Consider the following 15,367-nt stretch of genomic DNA (forward strand, 5'->3'; position numbering starts at 1 on the left):
CTTCGGTTGCGGCGGTTCAAGAAGAGCCTCGCGTTCATTCGGGCCCGCGCCTGGCGCCGTGGCAGATCAAAGTCGCCCAGGACCAAATGTCGCTTCAACTACAATCTGGCCTGCAAATCGCGGATGTCGCCGCAAGGCTAAGGATATCGGCGACGCATTTTTCCAAGGCTTTCAGGAATTCGGTCGGGCTGGCGCCGTCGCGGTGGTATCAGCGCGAGCGCATCGCCAAGTCGATGCGCCTGCTCCGGGACGGTGCCCTGGAACTGTCCGAGATTGCATCAGAATGCGGTTATTTTGATGAAAGTCACTATGTCAGAACATTCTCACGGGCAGTCGGGATCCCGCCGGGGCGATGGCGTCGAAAGCAAATGGCAATCCCATGCAAAGAACCGCTGGAGTAACTGGTATATGGCCGAACGATGAGTTCGGTTGATCCGTTTCTTCGGGATGCAAGGACATCAGGCGCGCCAGCGCAGTTTCGTCAGCGTGGTGCTCGCGAATTGGTGACGAGGCGCCGGATACGCCTTGTGCAACCAAAATCCTATCGCATCCTGGTCAGTTGGGTGGTCGTTGATCTTGGCGGTCGATCGAAGCGGCGCCGATATCGCGGTTCGCACCATCCATTGCACGGTCGATCGCCAACTGCAGATGGGGTGCCGCGTCGGTATCCTCGATCTGGTCCAACAGCGAAAGTGCCTCCATCATCAACATGATCGTGCGCTGTCGGGTTGGCCCAAAGGTGCCGACATGTGACGTCGCATGCTTACGCTTCCGCCGTGCGGTATCGTCGATCTGCTGTGCTTGAACTTCCTGCAGCCGCTTTTCGACGATGAGATCGATGGCCGTCGGGGAAAGCGTAGGCTTCAGCGGTGGCGCCAAAACATTTGCTTCTCCCGAGCGCGGCACTCCCGTGATCGCACAATCAACGAGGATCGCGAACGCCCGGCGAAGGTGAGCCTCAGCCTCACAATGCAAACCGTCTAGAAGCACGATCGCGTCATTCACGGACTCTGCGGCAACCGCAGAAAGAAATATCAGGTTCTCTTCGTCGGCCCTGTCGGCTTGATCCGGATTATATGGCGCGTCCATGCTTTACCTTAATCCAAGTCGCGTTCCCGATACACCGGCTGAAAAATACACAGCCGTCGAGCGCGTTCCAAATTTGGAAAAGGCACATTACCGAACCGGCATTGCGGGTTTAGGCAGGTGCAAACCCGAGTGCGCCTGGAGACAAGCCGTGTCACGTCAATGACGCGGGCGATTGTCATAACGCGCCGCGCGTGTGGAGGGTCTCCACCAGGGAACCCTTGCCGCAATCTAAATTGAGGCGAAACATGACCGGCGAGCCTGGTCGGGAGATCAGATGTCGTTACGCTCAAAGATTGAGACGCGGCTCCTTGAGCGATTGCTTGTCCTGGTCACCAAGGACGCCAAGCCAAACCTGAACCAACTGGCGGTCGCGGCAAAGAATATTCGCATTCTGGAGCTGAACGTGAAGGCGTTCGGTTACGAAATGGCACGCCGGCTGTCAGAGGCTTTGCCCATCCCCGACGACACGGCCCCGAGAATTGTCGCGCTCGCGTCTAAGCCTTGCGTCCAGGCCGATCTCGAATCGGACTGGGCGGCACACTGGGCCCGTGAACTCAGGTGTCCCGTGCTCTATCACCGAAAGCTGTGGGAATATCTCTACGTGCTCCAGGCGATCTATGAGCACGGGCATATCCGTCCGGGCGTCAGAGGGCTCGGATTCGGCTGCGGCGCTGAGCCCCTTCCAAGCTATCTGGCCTCGAAGGCGGTAGCCGTCACCGCGACTGATCAATCGCTCGAGATAGCGAAGGCGACGGGCTGGGCCTCCAGTAACCAGCATCTCGGCACGGCCGCAGGCGCCCACCAGCCGCATCTAGTGCCGCAGCGTGTGTTCGAGCAGTTCGTCTCTTTCCGTACCGTCGATATGAACGCGATCCCCGGCGATCTGGTCGGCTATGATTTCTGCTGGTCGATCTGTGCGCTCGAACATCTCGGTTCGATCGAGAAGGGACTGGCATTTATCGAGGCCTCGCTCGCTACCCTTCGGCCAAGAGGCCTCGCGGTCCATACGCTGGAATTCAATATCGAGGCTGACGGTCCGACCATCGACAACTGGCCGACTGTTCTTTTTCAACGAAAGCATATCGAGCGGTTAACTGAAAAGCTTACCCGTGAAGGGCACGAGGTGGCAGCGCTCTCCTTCGATTGCGGCGCTGCGCCAATGGATCGCTTCGTCGATTTGCCGCCTTGGTCGCATGATCTTCCGGTCGACCACGCTTATCCACTGGGAGAGCCAAGGCATCTCAAGCTTGCGATCGACGGTTTCATCGCCACGTCCTTTGGCCTGATCATCCGTAAGCGCGCCTGACATGCGCTTGCTCCGGCCATATCCACACGGAATGCGGAAAATAGTTGGAGGCGTCAGGTCGGCCCGAAGACGACCTCGCCACCGACCAAGCGAAATGAGCATCGCGATTTTTTCGCGGCCACTGTGGAAACGACTAGCGGGCGGGCGCGTGCGTTCGACTACAGCCGAGTCGCTAGGGAGGCATGCCCGGTGTCGTTGCGATCCATGAACAGGCGATGGGTCCTCGCGCGAATCGAGCGGGATAACGGTCAGGTGGTTCAAGCCAATCGCGGGCGCGGGTCGGATCGTGAGGTCACCCGATTTGGATTGGAGGCAAGGTCGGGCCGTTGCGGCTCTTCAGGCTGCCTGGAGTTGTTGCCAGCGATGGACGTCGATCGCTTCTTCCATCGTATCGTAGAAAGTCAGTCGACCATCCTTCAACACGGCGCCCTTGTCGCAGTAGGCGAGCAAGGTACCCGGGTCGTGCGACACCATGATGAGCGTGCCGTTGGCGCGACGTTCCGTCAGTGCGAGGTGGCAGCGCTCTCGAAAACGTTCATCCCCGGCTCCGGTCACCTCGTCGACGAGATAGCAGGTAAAATCGATGGCAAGACTGAGGCCAAATGCGAGGCGGGCATGCATGCCGGCGGAATAGGTTCTGATGGGTTGCCGGAAATAAGGACCCAGCTGCGCGAAGCTCTCGACGAAATCCAGCATCGGTTCGATCGGGCGCCGATAGATCCGTGCGATGAAGCGGACATTGTCTGCGCCCGTCAAGCTCGCCTGGAATGCGCTCGCATAGCCAATCGGCCAGGACACGCTCATTTTGCGAGTGATACGCCCTGCCGTGGGCAATTCGACCCCTGCCATAAGCCGCAACAGCGTCGACTTGCCCGCGCCGTTCGCGCCACAAATACCGACGGCCTCTCCGGGCCTGATCGCAAAATCTGCCTTCCTGAGCACCGTCTTGCGAAGATTTCTTGCATGATATGTCATGGAGACATTCTTGAAGCGGATCATGGCGCGAGTCCTTTTACTTGGGCCGCATTGTCCTTTGGTCGCGACTGGGGTCAAGGCGAATATGCGGGAGGGGCGAGCGCTCCCGTATTTCCGGGTGGGGCCGCAGGATGACCGCGAACCTGTCGAATAGCGAGCGCCTGCACCAGCTCTATGACCCGAATTTCGTCCTTCGCGTCGAGACGCTGAACAACGGTGCGCCGGTCCAGGTCTGCCTCGAGAGCCGAATGCTTCACGACGCGACCGGGACGGGTGTCGCGACCTACGCGCGCGTGTTGGCCACCTGCCTCGCAGACGCCGGCGCGGAACCTCTGATCCTTGACGATGGGCGAGGGGGAGCGGGTCTTCGGCGCTCACGCCTCGCGCGTTGGGTCGCTGCGGCACGTACATCGGCTCGGCCCGTGGTCGCGTATCAGCCGCTGGACGAAAGGTCGCCCGCACAGTGGATGGCCCGGGACGTATTTCGCGAAGCGCAGGTCTTTTTCAATCTGCATGGTCGAATGCTTCCCATCGCGTTCGATCGCCCGCCCGAGGTGATGCACTGGACGTACCCGGCGCCGCTTTATGTCGTCGGCGCGAAGAATTTGTACACGGTGCACGATCTCATCCCGCTCACCCATCCTGAACTGACAACAATCCCCCGTTCTCGCCACGCGGCGATCCTTGGCAGGATCGCCTGTCACGCGCACCGAATTGTCACTGTGTCGGAAACCGTTCGTGCCCTGGTGATCCAGCATCTGGGTGTTCCGGGGAAGCGCGTGGTGAACACGCTGCAGGCGATCGAGACTCCGCTGCAGGCCGATCCGCCATTGCCTGACGCGCTGCGATCGGGCCGATATTTCTTCTTCTGCGGTCGTGTCGAGCGACGAAAGAATCTGGACCGCGTCGTTCAGGCCCTGATCGCCAGTAAGTCTTCCCTTCCGTTGGTGATCGTCGGCCCTGAGGTCGAAGGCGAGCAGAAGCTTGAGGCGCATCTGCGTACCTCTCCTCAGATCATGAGGTTCCCCTGGGTGCCGCGGCCGGAGCTTGTCGGGATGATGCGGCGCGCGCGAGCGCTGCTTTTCCCTTCGCTCGCCGAAGGGTTTGGCTTGCCGATCGCCGAGGCCATGACGCTTGGCTGTCCGGTCCTGACCTCGGACCGTGGGGCGTCCGCGGAAATCGCCGCGGAGGCGGCGCTGCTCGTCGATCCGCTCGATATCGACGCGATCGCGCACGCAATCGCGGAACTGGACCGAAACGACGCGCTTTGTGCGCGCCTCCGCACGGCCGGCTTCGCCCGCGGCCGGCAATTCACACCGAGCGTCTATGCTCGGCGTCTCCGCGCGCTCTACGCCGGCGCACTCGCCGAAGACGAGAAGAGTGCCCAATGACGAGCTTGCCGCCGATCCGCGTCGGAATAGACGGCTTCAATCTTGCGATGGCGCAAGGGACGGGGGTCGCAACCTATGCGCGCTCGCTGGCCGAGGCGTGCGCGGGCTTGGGGCGTGAGATTGATCTCATCTATGGACTAAACGTTCCGTTGCGCTCGGCACCGGAGCAGAGGGAGACGTTGTTCTTTGCGGCGCTTGCGGAGGGCAAGTCGGGGGGCGAACCGCCCGCGCGACGAACCCTAACCGGCCAGGTGCACCGCTTTTTCCTGACGCCGTCTTCTCGTCGGCTCGTCGAAATCCCCGTGACGGGCCGGGTGATTCGAAAAGGTGTCGCTGATCGCGTGCCGGCATTCAATCGCCTGTTCACGCTGAACAGGCTCTTCTACCTCGGCGATCGCTATCTTCGGCGCTATGGACGACTGCTCCCGATCCGCATCCCCGATCCGCCGGCGATCATGCATTGGACATATCCCGTCCCGCTCCGGCTGATCGGCAGCCGGAACGTCTATACGATCCACGATCTGGTGCCTTTGCGGCTTCCCTATCTAAGCCTTGAGGACAAACGCTATCATGAGCGGCTTCTCCACGCATGCGTTGCAAGCGCTGCTCATATTCTGACCGTATCGGAGGCGTCGCGGCGCGATATTCTCGACTATCTTCCGGTCCCGCCGGACAAGGTCACCAACACCTATCAGGCGCTGCCGCAGCGGGCGCCTCAGGATCGTCCTGGAGATGATCTCGGCGATCGCCTCCGCGCCATCTTCCGCCTGGAGCCGCAGGGTTACTTCCTCTTCCTGGGCGCGATCGAACCCAAGAAGAATGTCGGCCGGTTGATCGAGGCCTGTCTCACGGCGGCGCTCGACATGCCGCTGATCATTGCCGGTCCCGACGCATGGAGCGCAGAGGGCGAACTGCAATTGCTGAAAGGGCAGGGCGGAGCCTCAGCGCTGGCGGAGGGGCGAATACGAAGGCTCGGATATGTGCCGGTCGATCATCTCGACCTGCTCGTTCGTGGGGCGCGGACCATTGTCTTTCCCTCGCTGTATGAGGGATTCGGTCTGCCGGCGCTTGAAGCGATGGCTGCCGGCGTACCCGTGATCGCCGGCAACCAGGGCGCGCTGCCGGAAATCGTCGGTGACTCCGCGCTGCTGGTCGATCCTTATGACGTCGAGGCCCTCCGCGCCGCGCTCGTCCAGCTTGATGGTGACGCAATACTGCGTTCGACGCTTGGCGCTGCGGGGAGGGCACGCGCACAGGACTTCACGCTGGCGCAATATCAAGCCCGCATTGACCGGATCCACCGTCAGCTGGCGGCGGCGCCCGTCGACGGGCGGCAACTGCGTGGATCCCCGACCTCAATGCCCGCAATGGCCGGAGAATGATGTGACGATACCGCGTTTTCGCGCAAGGCCATATGCAAGCAGCCTCGTTTTGTCATCGGTGCTGTCGATCCTGATGGGAGGATGTTCGACCCTGCCGTCGAGCGGACCCACCGCGGGAGAAATCAGTCGCGCGCAGCAGAAGCTCGATGGTTTCGATCTGATCGAAGTGGAGGAGAGCGCGATTTCGCAGATCATGGCCTCGCCCTCCACGGGGCGCGGCCGGATTGCTGCTGTCACGCTGCCAGGGGAAGTCGACACGATCGGACCCGGCGATGTGCTCCAGATCTCGATCTATGAGGTCGGGTCGGCACTGTTCGGCGCGCGCGCGGCGTCTATGGGATTTACGCCGGCCTCCGGTTCGGGCGAAAACCTGCCTCCCGTCACGGTCGGGCGCGATGGCAGGATCACCTTGCCATGGGTCGGGCGGATCACCGCGATCGGAAAAACGGTGGACGAACTCGCCGACGAACTCACCCAGGCTTATCACCGTAACTCCGAAAACCCGCAGGTGATGGTGAGCATTCGCGAGAATGTGAACAACACGGTGATCGTTCAGGGCGATGTGAAGAAACCCGGGCGGATTCCACTCACGCTTGCACGCGAACGCGTGCTCGATGCGATCGCCATCGCGGGCGGTTCGTCGAACCCGGCCTTCGACAGCATCGTGAAGATCAACCGGGCCGGCCAATCGGTCGAGGCGCCGCTGAGCGCTATCGAGCCAGGCTCAAGCGATGACGTTCAACTCTTGCCACGGGATCGCCTATCCGTCACTTTCAGGCCCCGGACGTTTACCGTGCTGGGCGCGACCGGCAAGGTCGCTGAAATTCCGTTCCAGAACCCGCGCGTCTCGCTGGTCGAGGCGATCGGCCGCAGCGGCGGCCCAAGCGACGAGCGGGCGGATCCCGCCGCGATCTATGTCTTCCGTTATGAACCCGCGGAATATGATGGCTCGCCGGCCGAAAGATCCCGGCCAGTGGCCTATCGCCTGAACATGCGTCGGCCCGAGAGCTATTTCCTCGCCCAGCGCTTCGAGATGCGCCCGCGCGATGTGATCTACATGGCCAATGCGGGCGCGAACATTCCCACCAAGGCGATCCAGGTTCTCAGCCTGTTCTTCTCGCCCTTCTACACGGCAAAGGCACTCAGCCGATGACGCTGAGATGCCGGGCCCTATCGTGGCCTCGTCGCCTGCCCATGGGCCGCGAGTCGCGGCTGCGCCGGTTCCGGCGGGTGAGTTAGGTCGCCATGGATCGCTCGCCCACCCTCGACGACGTCGCGCAATGCTATCGCCTTTTCCTCGAGCGCGAGGTCGAAAGCGCGACCATCGCGGTCATGCAGATGGCCGATACGCCAACACTCTGGGAATTGATCAATCGCTTCGCGATCAGCGCTGAGGCAATGCGTCGTAAGGTCCATCACGCTTCGCGGCTGATCAGCGACACATATGATCCGTCTCTCGTGAGAATGGAGGTCAGCGACGCGCAGCGCAAGGAACTGGTGACTCGTACGCTGGCAAGATGGGAACGGAATGGCCGGGGCCTTGCCTATGACCATTTCTTCCGTGATCCGCGCCTGTTCGACGATCGCAGCGTGAAATGGAATCGCGAGAAGCGGTTCGAGATCGGACACGAGGAACTGGAGCGTGTTTTTGTCGCCGCCCACCGCAATGGCATCGCCTTCGCGCCAGATGCCTCGGTTCTTGCGCTCGGCTGCGAGGTCAGCTTCCTCGCCGCGGCGGTGAAGCAACGGCTCGGGCGATTCACGGGCATTGAAGTCAGCGGGACCGCGCTGTCGCAAGGTCGCGCCGCGTTGGAGGAATGCGTGTTTCCGGCGGCTGAATTGATATCGCTCCGCTCATTTCTGGATTCCGTCCCCGCCGATGGCGGTTGGAACTGCGATATCTTCTATTCGGTCATGCTTTTGCAGCATGCGCCGCCGCCAGTCAGCCTGATGCTGCTTCACACCTGTCTCAGCAAGATCAATCCGGGCGGTTATGCCTATTTCCAGGTGCCATGTCACATCTATGACTATGGCTACGATAGTCACGACTATCTGAGCGCATGGTCGGAGTCCGACGACTCCGGCGAGATCCATGCCCTGCCGCAGACCTATATCCTGCAACTTCTGGCGCGACATGGCCTGGTGCCGATCGAAATCCTGCCGGAGCAGCGGTTGGGGCCGATGGGGCTATCTTTCACCTTCTTTGCCCGGAAGCAGGCATGACGGACCCGCCCCGTGAAGGTTGGAGCCCGGCAGCATGGATTCGGCGCCCGCAGCAACCGCGGAGCGGCACGGTCATTCCGGCGAGCCGGCGGACTAGGTCCCTATATCAAAAGAGGATTGGACATGCGTAGCACTGATACCGATTGGGCCGCGATCGGGGAGGTGGAACCCTATTTCGGCGTTCTTTCATCCGTGGATTATTTGCGCGACAACCTGACGGCGCATACTCGCGACCAGTTCTTTGCCAGTGGCGAAGCGGACATGGCTTCCGTAATTGCTCATATCCGGGATCGTTATGACCCGGACTTTCATCCGCGCCACGCCATTGATTTCGGATGCGGTGTCGGCCGGCTTGCTCTCGCGATGGCGAAGGTGGCGGATCGCGTCACCGGGGTCGACATTTCGCCCGGGATGCTCGTCGAAGCCTCCCGCAACGGCGAAGCGCGCGGTGCCGGGAACGTAACGTTTGCCGAGAATCTCCTTGTTGCCGGGGATGCCGACTGGGTGAACAGTTTTCTCGTATTCCAGCATATTCCGCCGGAGCGGGGCTTTGCCCTGATGGGGCAGTTGTTCGGCCAGCTGCGGCCAGGTGGCGTAGCCTCTATCCACTTGACCGCCTATCGGACCAACGACCATCTCCCGCCTTCGCTCGAGGATGTCCGCTATTCGCGTTTCGACGGGCGGCAGCTTGAGGTCATGGCGGCGACCGAGATCATGCCGGCGGGCAGGATGCGAATGTATGACTATGACATGACGCGTGCGCTCCAGATATTTGTCGACGCCGCGCTAGGCGACCTGAGTCTCGAGCATTTCGACCATGCCGGGCATCACGCCTTCCGCGTCTATGGGCGCAAGGCTGGCTAGCATGCCCTCCAAATGTCTTGGCGCTGCCGCAGGCGGCATCGCTTCCGGCATTTTCTAAGGAACAACCATGGCAACTCCAATGCCGCCAGCGGATGCACGCGCGGTCGTGGACCTTTTCTATCGATCCCTGCTCGGCCGCCCCGCGGATCCGGTGGGTGGCGAACTTCACACCAACCTTCTCGTGTCGGGCCAGGTTGACGAGCGGGGGCTCGCGCTGGCGTTCGTCAATTCGGCCGAGTTCAAGATACGATCGGGTTCGGCTGAAGCGCTGGCCGACCAGGTGATCGTCCAGGCGTTCGGCTGCAAGTTCCTGCTGCCCAGAAGCTGGACAGCCGAACTTACCGCCCCCGAAGGGTATGAGAATTGGGTGATTCCCCATTTCCTCAGCCTCTGCAGGCCCGGCATGACGGTGGTCGATATCGGCGCCAGCATCGGCTCGCTGACCTTGCCGGCGGCCCGCCAGGTGGTGCCAGGCGGCGTGGTCTACGCGATCGAGGTCAGCTCGCTGAATTGCGGCCTGCTTGCGCAAAGCATCGTTCTTAACAATTTGGACAATGTCCGCCTCCTTCCGCTAGGCGTCTCCGACTATCTCGGCTTCGCGCGCCTGCCGCGGCAGGGGGTGAGCAACAACAACGTGATTGATCATGAGGCTGACATCACTCGGACCGACCTGCAAAGTCATGACATCGTACCGATCATGCCGTTCGACCTCCTTCATTCCGCCATCGGCAAGGTCGATCTCCTGAAGATGGATATCGAAGGCATGGAATATCGGGCGTCGATGGGCGCGATCACGATGCTTCGGCGCGATCGCCCGATCGTCTTCCTTGAATATTCCCCCTTATTCCAGAGCCGATGGTCGGGTGTACCCGGAGTGCAGCTTCTCGAACTTTTTCGAGAGCTGGGGTATCGTTTTGAAATCCTCCATCGAAAGAAGGATCGCGAGCCGATCATGGATGGCGATCCGGTCACCCGCATTGAAGCGGCCTGGGCGGAACATCGCGACGCCGATGGGGGCACGCATCTCGATCTCTGCCTTTATCCGCTGGCTTGAAGCGTGTCCGCGCCGGAATGTCCGGCGCCGTCGCTACCTGCGCTGGACCACGATGCCGCCGATCTGGAACGCCAGGCGACGCGTGTCGAGATTGCCGATCTCCTCGGCTGGGATCCATGTCTCGGACGCGATCGTCAATGACGCGCATGCTGCCGCGGCGTCTAGGGGCAGCCGCGTTTCGCCGGGCTGAAGGGAAAGAGGCATGTCCGGGCCGTCATTCCACCGCACGCTCGTCTCGACGGGCTGACCGCGGAAGTTGTGGAGCGCAAGATGCGCATTACCTTGAACGATCGGCGTACGAAATGTGATGCGCGTCTCACCGCTTGCGACCAGATAGTCTCCATCAAGTACCGCGCCGGCGATTTCGCAATTCCGCAACATCCATTCGGGCGTGAGTACCGCGTCCGCGGATGCGATGACGAACTGCCCGATCGTTGGGTCCGGATTGACGATGATATGCGTATTGAGCAGGGCTCGGTCCATGCAGGCGAGGATGAAGTCGTGCGACCATCCGCTTTCGAACCAGCCATGCTTGCGGATGCAATAGACTGACATGGGGTCGAGTCTCAGGCCCCAATGCGGCCACCAGAAATGGTTGAGCGGCTCGCCACAAGCGACGATCTTGCCCCCGGTGGAAAGCATTCGGCTCAACCGCTGGATCAGGGCCCATGGCTCGACCGCGTGATGCAGGCACTCGTAGAACAGGATGAGGTCGATCGGGGCATCTGGGACATAGTCGTCGAAGGCGGCCTGAGTTGCCTTGATGTCGTATCGGTATCGCTCGGATCGCTCGCGCACCAGGGCCACGAAATCGGGATTGATATCGACTGCTTCGACTCGCAGGCCAACATAGGAGCAGAGCTCCGATGAAAGGCCCCAGCCGCACCCCATGTCGACCATGCGCGCGCCGGCGCGCGGATTCGCCAGGCGAATGGCCATGGCCAGTTGTACGATCTGGTTGGCGAGAACCCCTGGCTCGCCGTGATTGTAGGGATTGCGCGCCATCAAATGGGGGGAATGGTCGAACACCGTGTGTTCGTTGACATTCTGGTCGAGCCTTCGCCCCGAAATCTCCCGATAGAGAGCGAGTTGCTGGTCGAAATAGGCTCTCCCGAACGGATCGAGGCTGGTGTCCACCGAAGTCGCGGGCGCATAGGTGAATTCGCGCCAATAGTCGTCGACCCCTGGAAAACCGGGACCCCCGAATGAATCGACCCTGGCGACAAACGCATCGAGGTCCGCTGGACCATATTCCTTCATTTTCCGGCTCCGCAGTGGACGCAAACGCGAGGTACGTCGCGCCAGCTTGAGCGCTCGACCCCAAAATGAGTCGAGAGGTGCTATTACGTTTCCCGTTTCAAGTTAGGCGCGAAGCCAGTGCTGAAATGCTGCAAGGCGGCGAGCGACATCGGCTTAGTCCAGGACCGCGCGTTCGAGGAAAGCCTGCAGGGACAGGAAGTCGGCTGGCGGGCGATTCGCCGAAAGCGTATCGATCGATGATAGCGAGACAGCTTCCAGAAATGCCATGCGGGCGTCCGCGTCGTCGGATTCACAGATGTAGAATCCTCGTACACCCACCGCGATTGTTCGTGTGTCTCCGCTGTTGCCCGTCTTGCGAAGGTCCTCGAAGGTTCCGCAAGCTAGGTCGATTGTAATCGGGAGGTCGTGCGCGTCTTGCCCGGGGAGTTCGACCGGCACCCATTTGCCTTCATTGGGCTCGAGCGCCATTTCCTGCAGGCCCTCACGACCATTTGCATCGATTCGAAGCTCGCACCGCACGTTCGGCATGCCGAGTAACTCAAGATAGACCCGGTGGGCTTTGGTTGCATCGGGGACCAGGAATCGTAGCGCGCCGCCGCCGGCTTTGGTCCAGCAGCCCCATGGGTCGCGTCCCCACCAATTCGTCCCGAATCGGAAGGTTTCGGTCGATCGCAGGCCAGGCCATAGTCGCGGCGCGAGCGTACGGCTGAACGAACAATATCGGCCAAGCGCCGCTTGCGGCGGCTCGGCATCAACCGGCGCGTCCATTCCGATCCATTGCGACGCACTGTTGAGAATCTGCTCGGCGATCTCGTGCCATGATCGCGGTTTGAAATCGCGCGCGATTTGACGCTCGCGTGAGCGCCGATATGAAGCGTCGAAGGCTAGTTTCCCGATCGTTTCGATGAGCTCGGCACGAGAATCCGGGCTGAAATAGTCAGCCAGGTCTCCGCCTGCTTCCGGAATTGAGGAAATCCTCGAACACAGCGCGACCTTGCCGTGCGAAAGGGACTCCGTGACCGGCAGGCCCCAGCCCTCATAATGGCTGGGATACAATGTGAAGAGACAGCCGTCATAGAGCTGGTCGAGTTCCTCGTCGGAAACATTCGACAAGATGAGAACCTTGGCTTCCAGATCGGGCCGGGCCTTCAGATGCCCATGGATCGGTTCGTTCATCCAGCCCGAATTTCCCACGCAGACGAGCTTGGGCACGCGCTTGGCGCCATGCCGGTCGATCAGCTTGGACCAGGCTTCGAACGCGAGAATATGGTTTTTGCGGGGCTCGATCGTGGAGACGAAGAGCACATAAGGTTCCCGCTGAAGTCCGACGCGTGCCAGGGCGCCCCGGTCGGTCGCTCTGAGGTCTCTCTTGGCAGGGACTGCATCGAGACGAACGACTTCGATGCGCTCGGCCTGAATAGATCGTCCGAGATAGGTGCTGATCTTCATGAGATCGTTTCGTGTGGATAGCGAATTGACGAGATAGAAGTCTGCATGGTCGAGGACACTCACCGTCCAGGCCATGAAGTCCCGGACCAGCAGGGGAGGGCAGAGGTCGGACCTGACGAGCGGGATCAGGTCATGGACGAAGGGGATATAGCGGATTCCCGCCTCCTGCTTCGCCCTGCGTACATACATGAAATAGTTCGGAATCCACCAGGATGTACCGAGGTTGACCAGCAGCGCGCCGCGCGGAAAGACGAAGGGCGGCTCGACGCTCAGCCGCACCGTTACCCTGGCGAACGTGAGTGCCCATTCCGCCTCGGTCCCGTGCCTGCTGAGGTGGCACAGGTCGAGGAACTGGGCAGGCGGGATTTCGATCCACTCTTCCCTTGTCTCATGGACGGCGCAGACACGTACGTCACGCGCGCCATCATTCAACGCTTCGCGCAGCGTTTCCAGTTGCACCCGCTGAATCCCGCTCGGGGTGCGCGCGTGGTTGAAATAACTGATGAGATCGGAGACGTCGAACACGACACATGTCCGAGAGCCGACACCGTCGGTATCGGCGAAATCCTGCTCGGGCTCGGGGTGCGGGCGTTGATTATCGGCAAGCCCTTCGAAGACAGTGGTCGAGCCCGGCTGCTCGATGATGTCCCTGAACTGATGCATATCGAATGTAGCCCCCTTCAGGGTGAGAGACCGCAATTCCGCGATTGCGTCGATCGCGGGAGGCACGCAGCGCGCGGCGTCGAAATAGTGGCGGGTGGCGCCGGGCATATCGCCGCGCAGCTTGGCGGCATGGCCCAGATGCAAATGCGGATCCGAGTTTTCGGGGCAAAGAGCGCGCGCACGCTCGTAGCAGACGCTCGCCTCGGCAAGGTTTCCAGACTCCTTGAGGGCATGGCCCCGCTGGATCCAGATGTGGAAAAGTTCAGGAGCACGCTCCAGTGCTGCGGCATATGCCTCCGCCGCTTCGGGCCACGCGTTCAGGTCGCGCGCTGTGTTGCCATTGGCGATGAGGCGGTGAACTGGTCCGGTGACCGGCACCCCACCCGATCGCATCATTTTCATCGTCGCCAGCATCGGAAGGGCGCGTGAGAGAGAATCAAGCCGCATGTTCGCGCACTCCGGCGAGGATGAGCCAGCCAATGGCAAAAGCGAGGAGGAGCCCGAAGAAGACCGTGGCAACGATCATCAGGCGTTTGGGATAGAGGGCCTTGCCGGGAAGGTTGGGCTCTACGACCGGTACGATGAAAAGCTGCTGCTTAAGCAGTTGCTCGCGCGCCGATTGATAGCTGGTCGCCGCTGCCTGGTATCGCTTCGCGGCGAAGTCCTGTTTGACCCGCAGTTTCTCGAACTCTCCCAGGCCTGGGGCAATCGATCGCTCCGACCCGGCGAGGCGAGCGCGCACCCCGGCGACCTGGGCTTCCAGTGCCCGGACCTGCCGCGCCGCTGCGGCATATTGTGGCGCCGATGGCGGGATCTTCGCCGCCATTGCGTCGAAGCTCGCCCGTGCCGCGGCGGCTTGCTGTTCCAGGCTGGCGGCAACCTGTATCTGCGCGGCCCCCGTGCGCTCGGGATCGATATCGCGGCCGGCCTGCCTGAAGCGTGTGAGAGCAACCTGCGATGCCTCGACTTCAGCTTCGGCCTCCCTCACTTGCCGGCTTGCCGCGGCCATACCATCGGTGAGCATCCGCTGATTGAGGCTGTTCACCCGGTGTTCGCCGAGATCGAGGAGGCGCCGAGCCAGCATCTTTGCATCCGCGGGCCGGAATGCCCGCACCCTGAGCGTGGTGATGCCGGTTTCGGAGGCAGCGCCGATTTGAACCATGCCGAGATAGTAGCTGAGCAATGTCTCGGGCTGCGGAGTGGAATACCAGAGCCGAGTTGCCGGATCTGCCTCGGGACGACGGAAGATGCTGATGAGTTCCTGTCGCCCGATCGCGTCGATCGCGTCGTGTGAAACGAGATACTCGCTCACGCCGTGCGCGTCTGCTGGCGTGGTCGGATTGGCAATCCCGAGCATCTGCCCGAGGCTGCTCGCGCTGGGCATCGATTGCGGCGCGCGAACGATGAATCTTGCCTCCGACTCATATTGGTTCGCCGCTACGAGATATTCGAAGCCAGCAACCAATAGAGTCGGGAGCAGCACAAGAAGCAGAAGCGGCAGGAGCCGCTGCCATCTCGTTCGTTCGATATCGTCCTCGTCATCGTCTTCAATACCCTGACGGTCCAGTGACGATTTTGCCGCCGCTCCTGCGAGCCCCGCCTCATGAAACGGGACGGCTGTGTCAGGGCCGCGCATGTCGGCGAAGAAGGGACGGTCGGGCAGGGATGCGACGGCCCGTTCTCCGGGATGAGGCTCGCGCGGTGCGTGCAT

General features: G+C 61.4%; 13 protein-coding genes. 8 read left to right on the forward strand and 5 right to left on the reverse strand.

What is annotated here, in order from left to right:
• Positions 1-86: 86 nt before the first annotated feature.
• Positions 87-401 (forward strand): helix-turn-helix transcriptional regulator, encoded by a 315-nt coding sequence (locus NDN01_RS25950; RefSeq protein WP_443025233.1) that lies wholly within the window; start codon positions 87-89, stop codon positions 399-401.
• Between the two features lie 154 nt (positions 402-555).
• On the opposite strand, the gene NDN01_RS03705 is transcribed toward NDN01_RS25950, so the two are convergent.
• Positions 556-1,089 (reverse strand): hypothetical protein, encoded by a 534-nt coding sequence (locus NDN01_RS03705; protein ID WP_272625936.1) that lies wholly within the window; start codon positions 1,087-1,089, stop codon positions 556-558.
• 316 nt (positions 1,090-1,405) lie between these two features.
• Here NDN01_RS03705 and NDN01_RS03710 point away from each other — a divergent pair, with 316 nt between their 5' ends.
• Positions 1,406-2,395, forward strand: coding sequence for a hypothetical protein (locus NDN01_RS03710; protein WP_272625938.1), 990 nt, complete (start codon positions 1,406-1,408; stop codon positions 2,393-2,395).
• 336 nt (positions 2,396-2,731) lie between these two features.
• On the opposite strand, the gene NDN01_RS03715 is transcribed toward NDN01_RS03710, so the two are convergent.
• A complete protein-coding gene (locus NDN01_RS03715; protein WP_272625941.1) occupies positions 2,732-3,394 on the reverse strand; it encodes an ABC transporter ATP-binding protein in 663 nt (220 codons plus the stop codon).
• A 107-nt stretch (positions 3,395-3,501) separates the two neighbouring features.
• Between NDN01_RS03715 and NDN01_RS03720 the strand changes: the two genes are divergently transcribed.
• The 6 genes from NDN01_RS03720 to NDN01_RS03745 all read left to right on the forward strand — a co-directional run bounded on the left by NDN01_RS03720 (position 3,502) and on the right by NDN01_RS03745 (position 10,284).
• On the forward strand, positions 3,502-4,761 hold the full coding sequence (locus NDN01_RS03720) for a glycosyltransferase family 4 protein (RefSeq protein ID WP_272625943.1): 1,260 nt from the start codon (positions 3,502-3,504) through the stop codon (positions 4,759-4,761).
• Complete coding sequence (locus NDN01_RS03725) at positions 4,758-6,143, forward strand: glycosyltransferase family 4 protein (RefSeq protein WP_272625945.1); 1,386 nt, start codon at positions 4,758-4,760, stop codon at positions 6,141-6,143. The genes NDN01_RS03720 and NDN01_RS03725 overlap by 4 nt, the downstream gene beginning before the upstream one ends.
• A gap of 58 nt (positions 6,144-6,201) precedes the next feature.
• Positions 6,202-7,296, forward strand: coding sequence for a polysaccharide biosynthesis/export family protein (locus NDN01_RS03730; protein ID WP_272627999.1), 1,095 nt, complete (start codon positions 6,202-6,204; stop codon positions 7,294-7,296).
• A 92-nt stretch (positions 7,297-7,388) separates the two neighbouring features.
• On the forward strand, positions 7,389-8,366 hold the full coding sequence (locus tag NDN01_RS03735) for a hypothetical protein (RefSeq protein ID WP_272625947.1): 978 nt from the start codon (positions 7,389-7,391) through the stop codon (positions 8,364-8,366).
• A 123-nt stretch (positions 8,367-8,489) separates the two neighbouring features.
• Positions 8,490-9,230, forward strand: coding sequence for a class I SAM-dependent methyltransferase (locus tag NDN01_RS03740; RefSeq protein WP_272625949.1), 741 nt, complete (start codon positions 8,490-8,492; stop codon positions 9,228-9,230).
• A 280-nt stretch (positions 9,231-9,510) separates the two neighbouring features.
• Positions 9,511-10,284 (forward strand): FkbM family methyltransferase, encoded by a 774-nt coding sequence (locus tag NDN01_RS03745; protein ID WP_272625951.1) that lies wholly within the window; start codon positions 9,511-9,513, stop codon positions 10,282-10,284.
• A gap of 33 nt (positions 10,285-10,317) precedes the next feature.
• Here the strand turns inward: NDN01_RS03745 and NDN01_RS03750 are convergent, their stop codons facing one another.
• The 3 genes from NDN01_RS03750 to NDN01_RS03760 form a co-directional block, all read right to left on the reverse strand.
• Positions 10,318-11,544 (reverse strand): class I SAM-dependent methyltransferase, encoded by a 1,227-nt coding sequence (locus NDN01_RS03750; protein ID WP_272625953.1) that lies wholly within the window; start codon positions 11,542-11,544, stop codon positions 10,318-10,320.
• Between the two features lie 153 nt (positions 11,545-11,697).
• On the reverse strand, positions 11,698-14,070 hold the full coding sequence (locus tag NDN01_RS03755; RefSeq protein ID WP_272625955.1) for a glycosyltransferase: 2,373 nt from the start codon (positions 14,068-14,070) through the stop codon (positions 11,698-11,700).
• A gap of 22 nt (positions 14,071-14,092) precedes the next feature.
• Entirely contained in the window at positions 14,093-15,367 is a 1,275-nt protein-coding gene (locus tag NDN01_RS03760; protein ID WP_272625957.1) for a capsule biosynthesis protein, read from the reverse strand.

The sequence above is a fragment of the Sphingomonas sp. QA11 genome (assembly GCF_028473665.1).
Taxonomy (GTDB): Bacteria; Pseudomonadota; Alphaproteobacteria; order Sphingomonadales; family Sphingomonadaceae; genus Sphingomonas; species Sphingomonas phytovorans.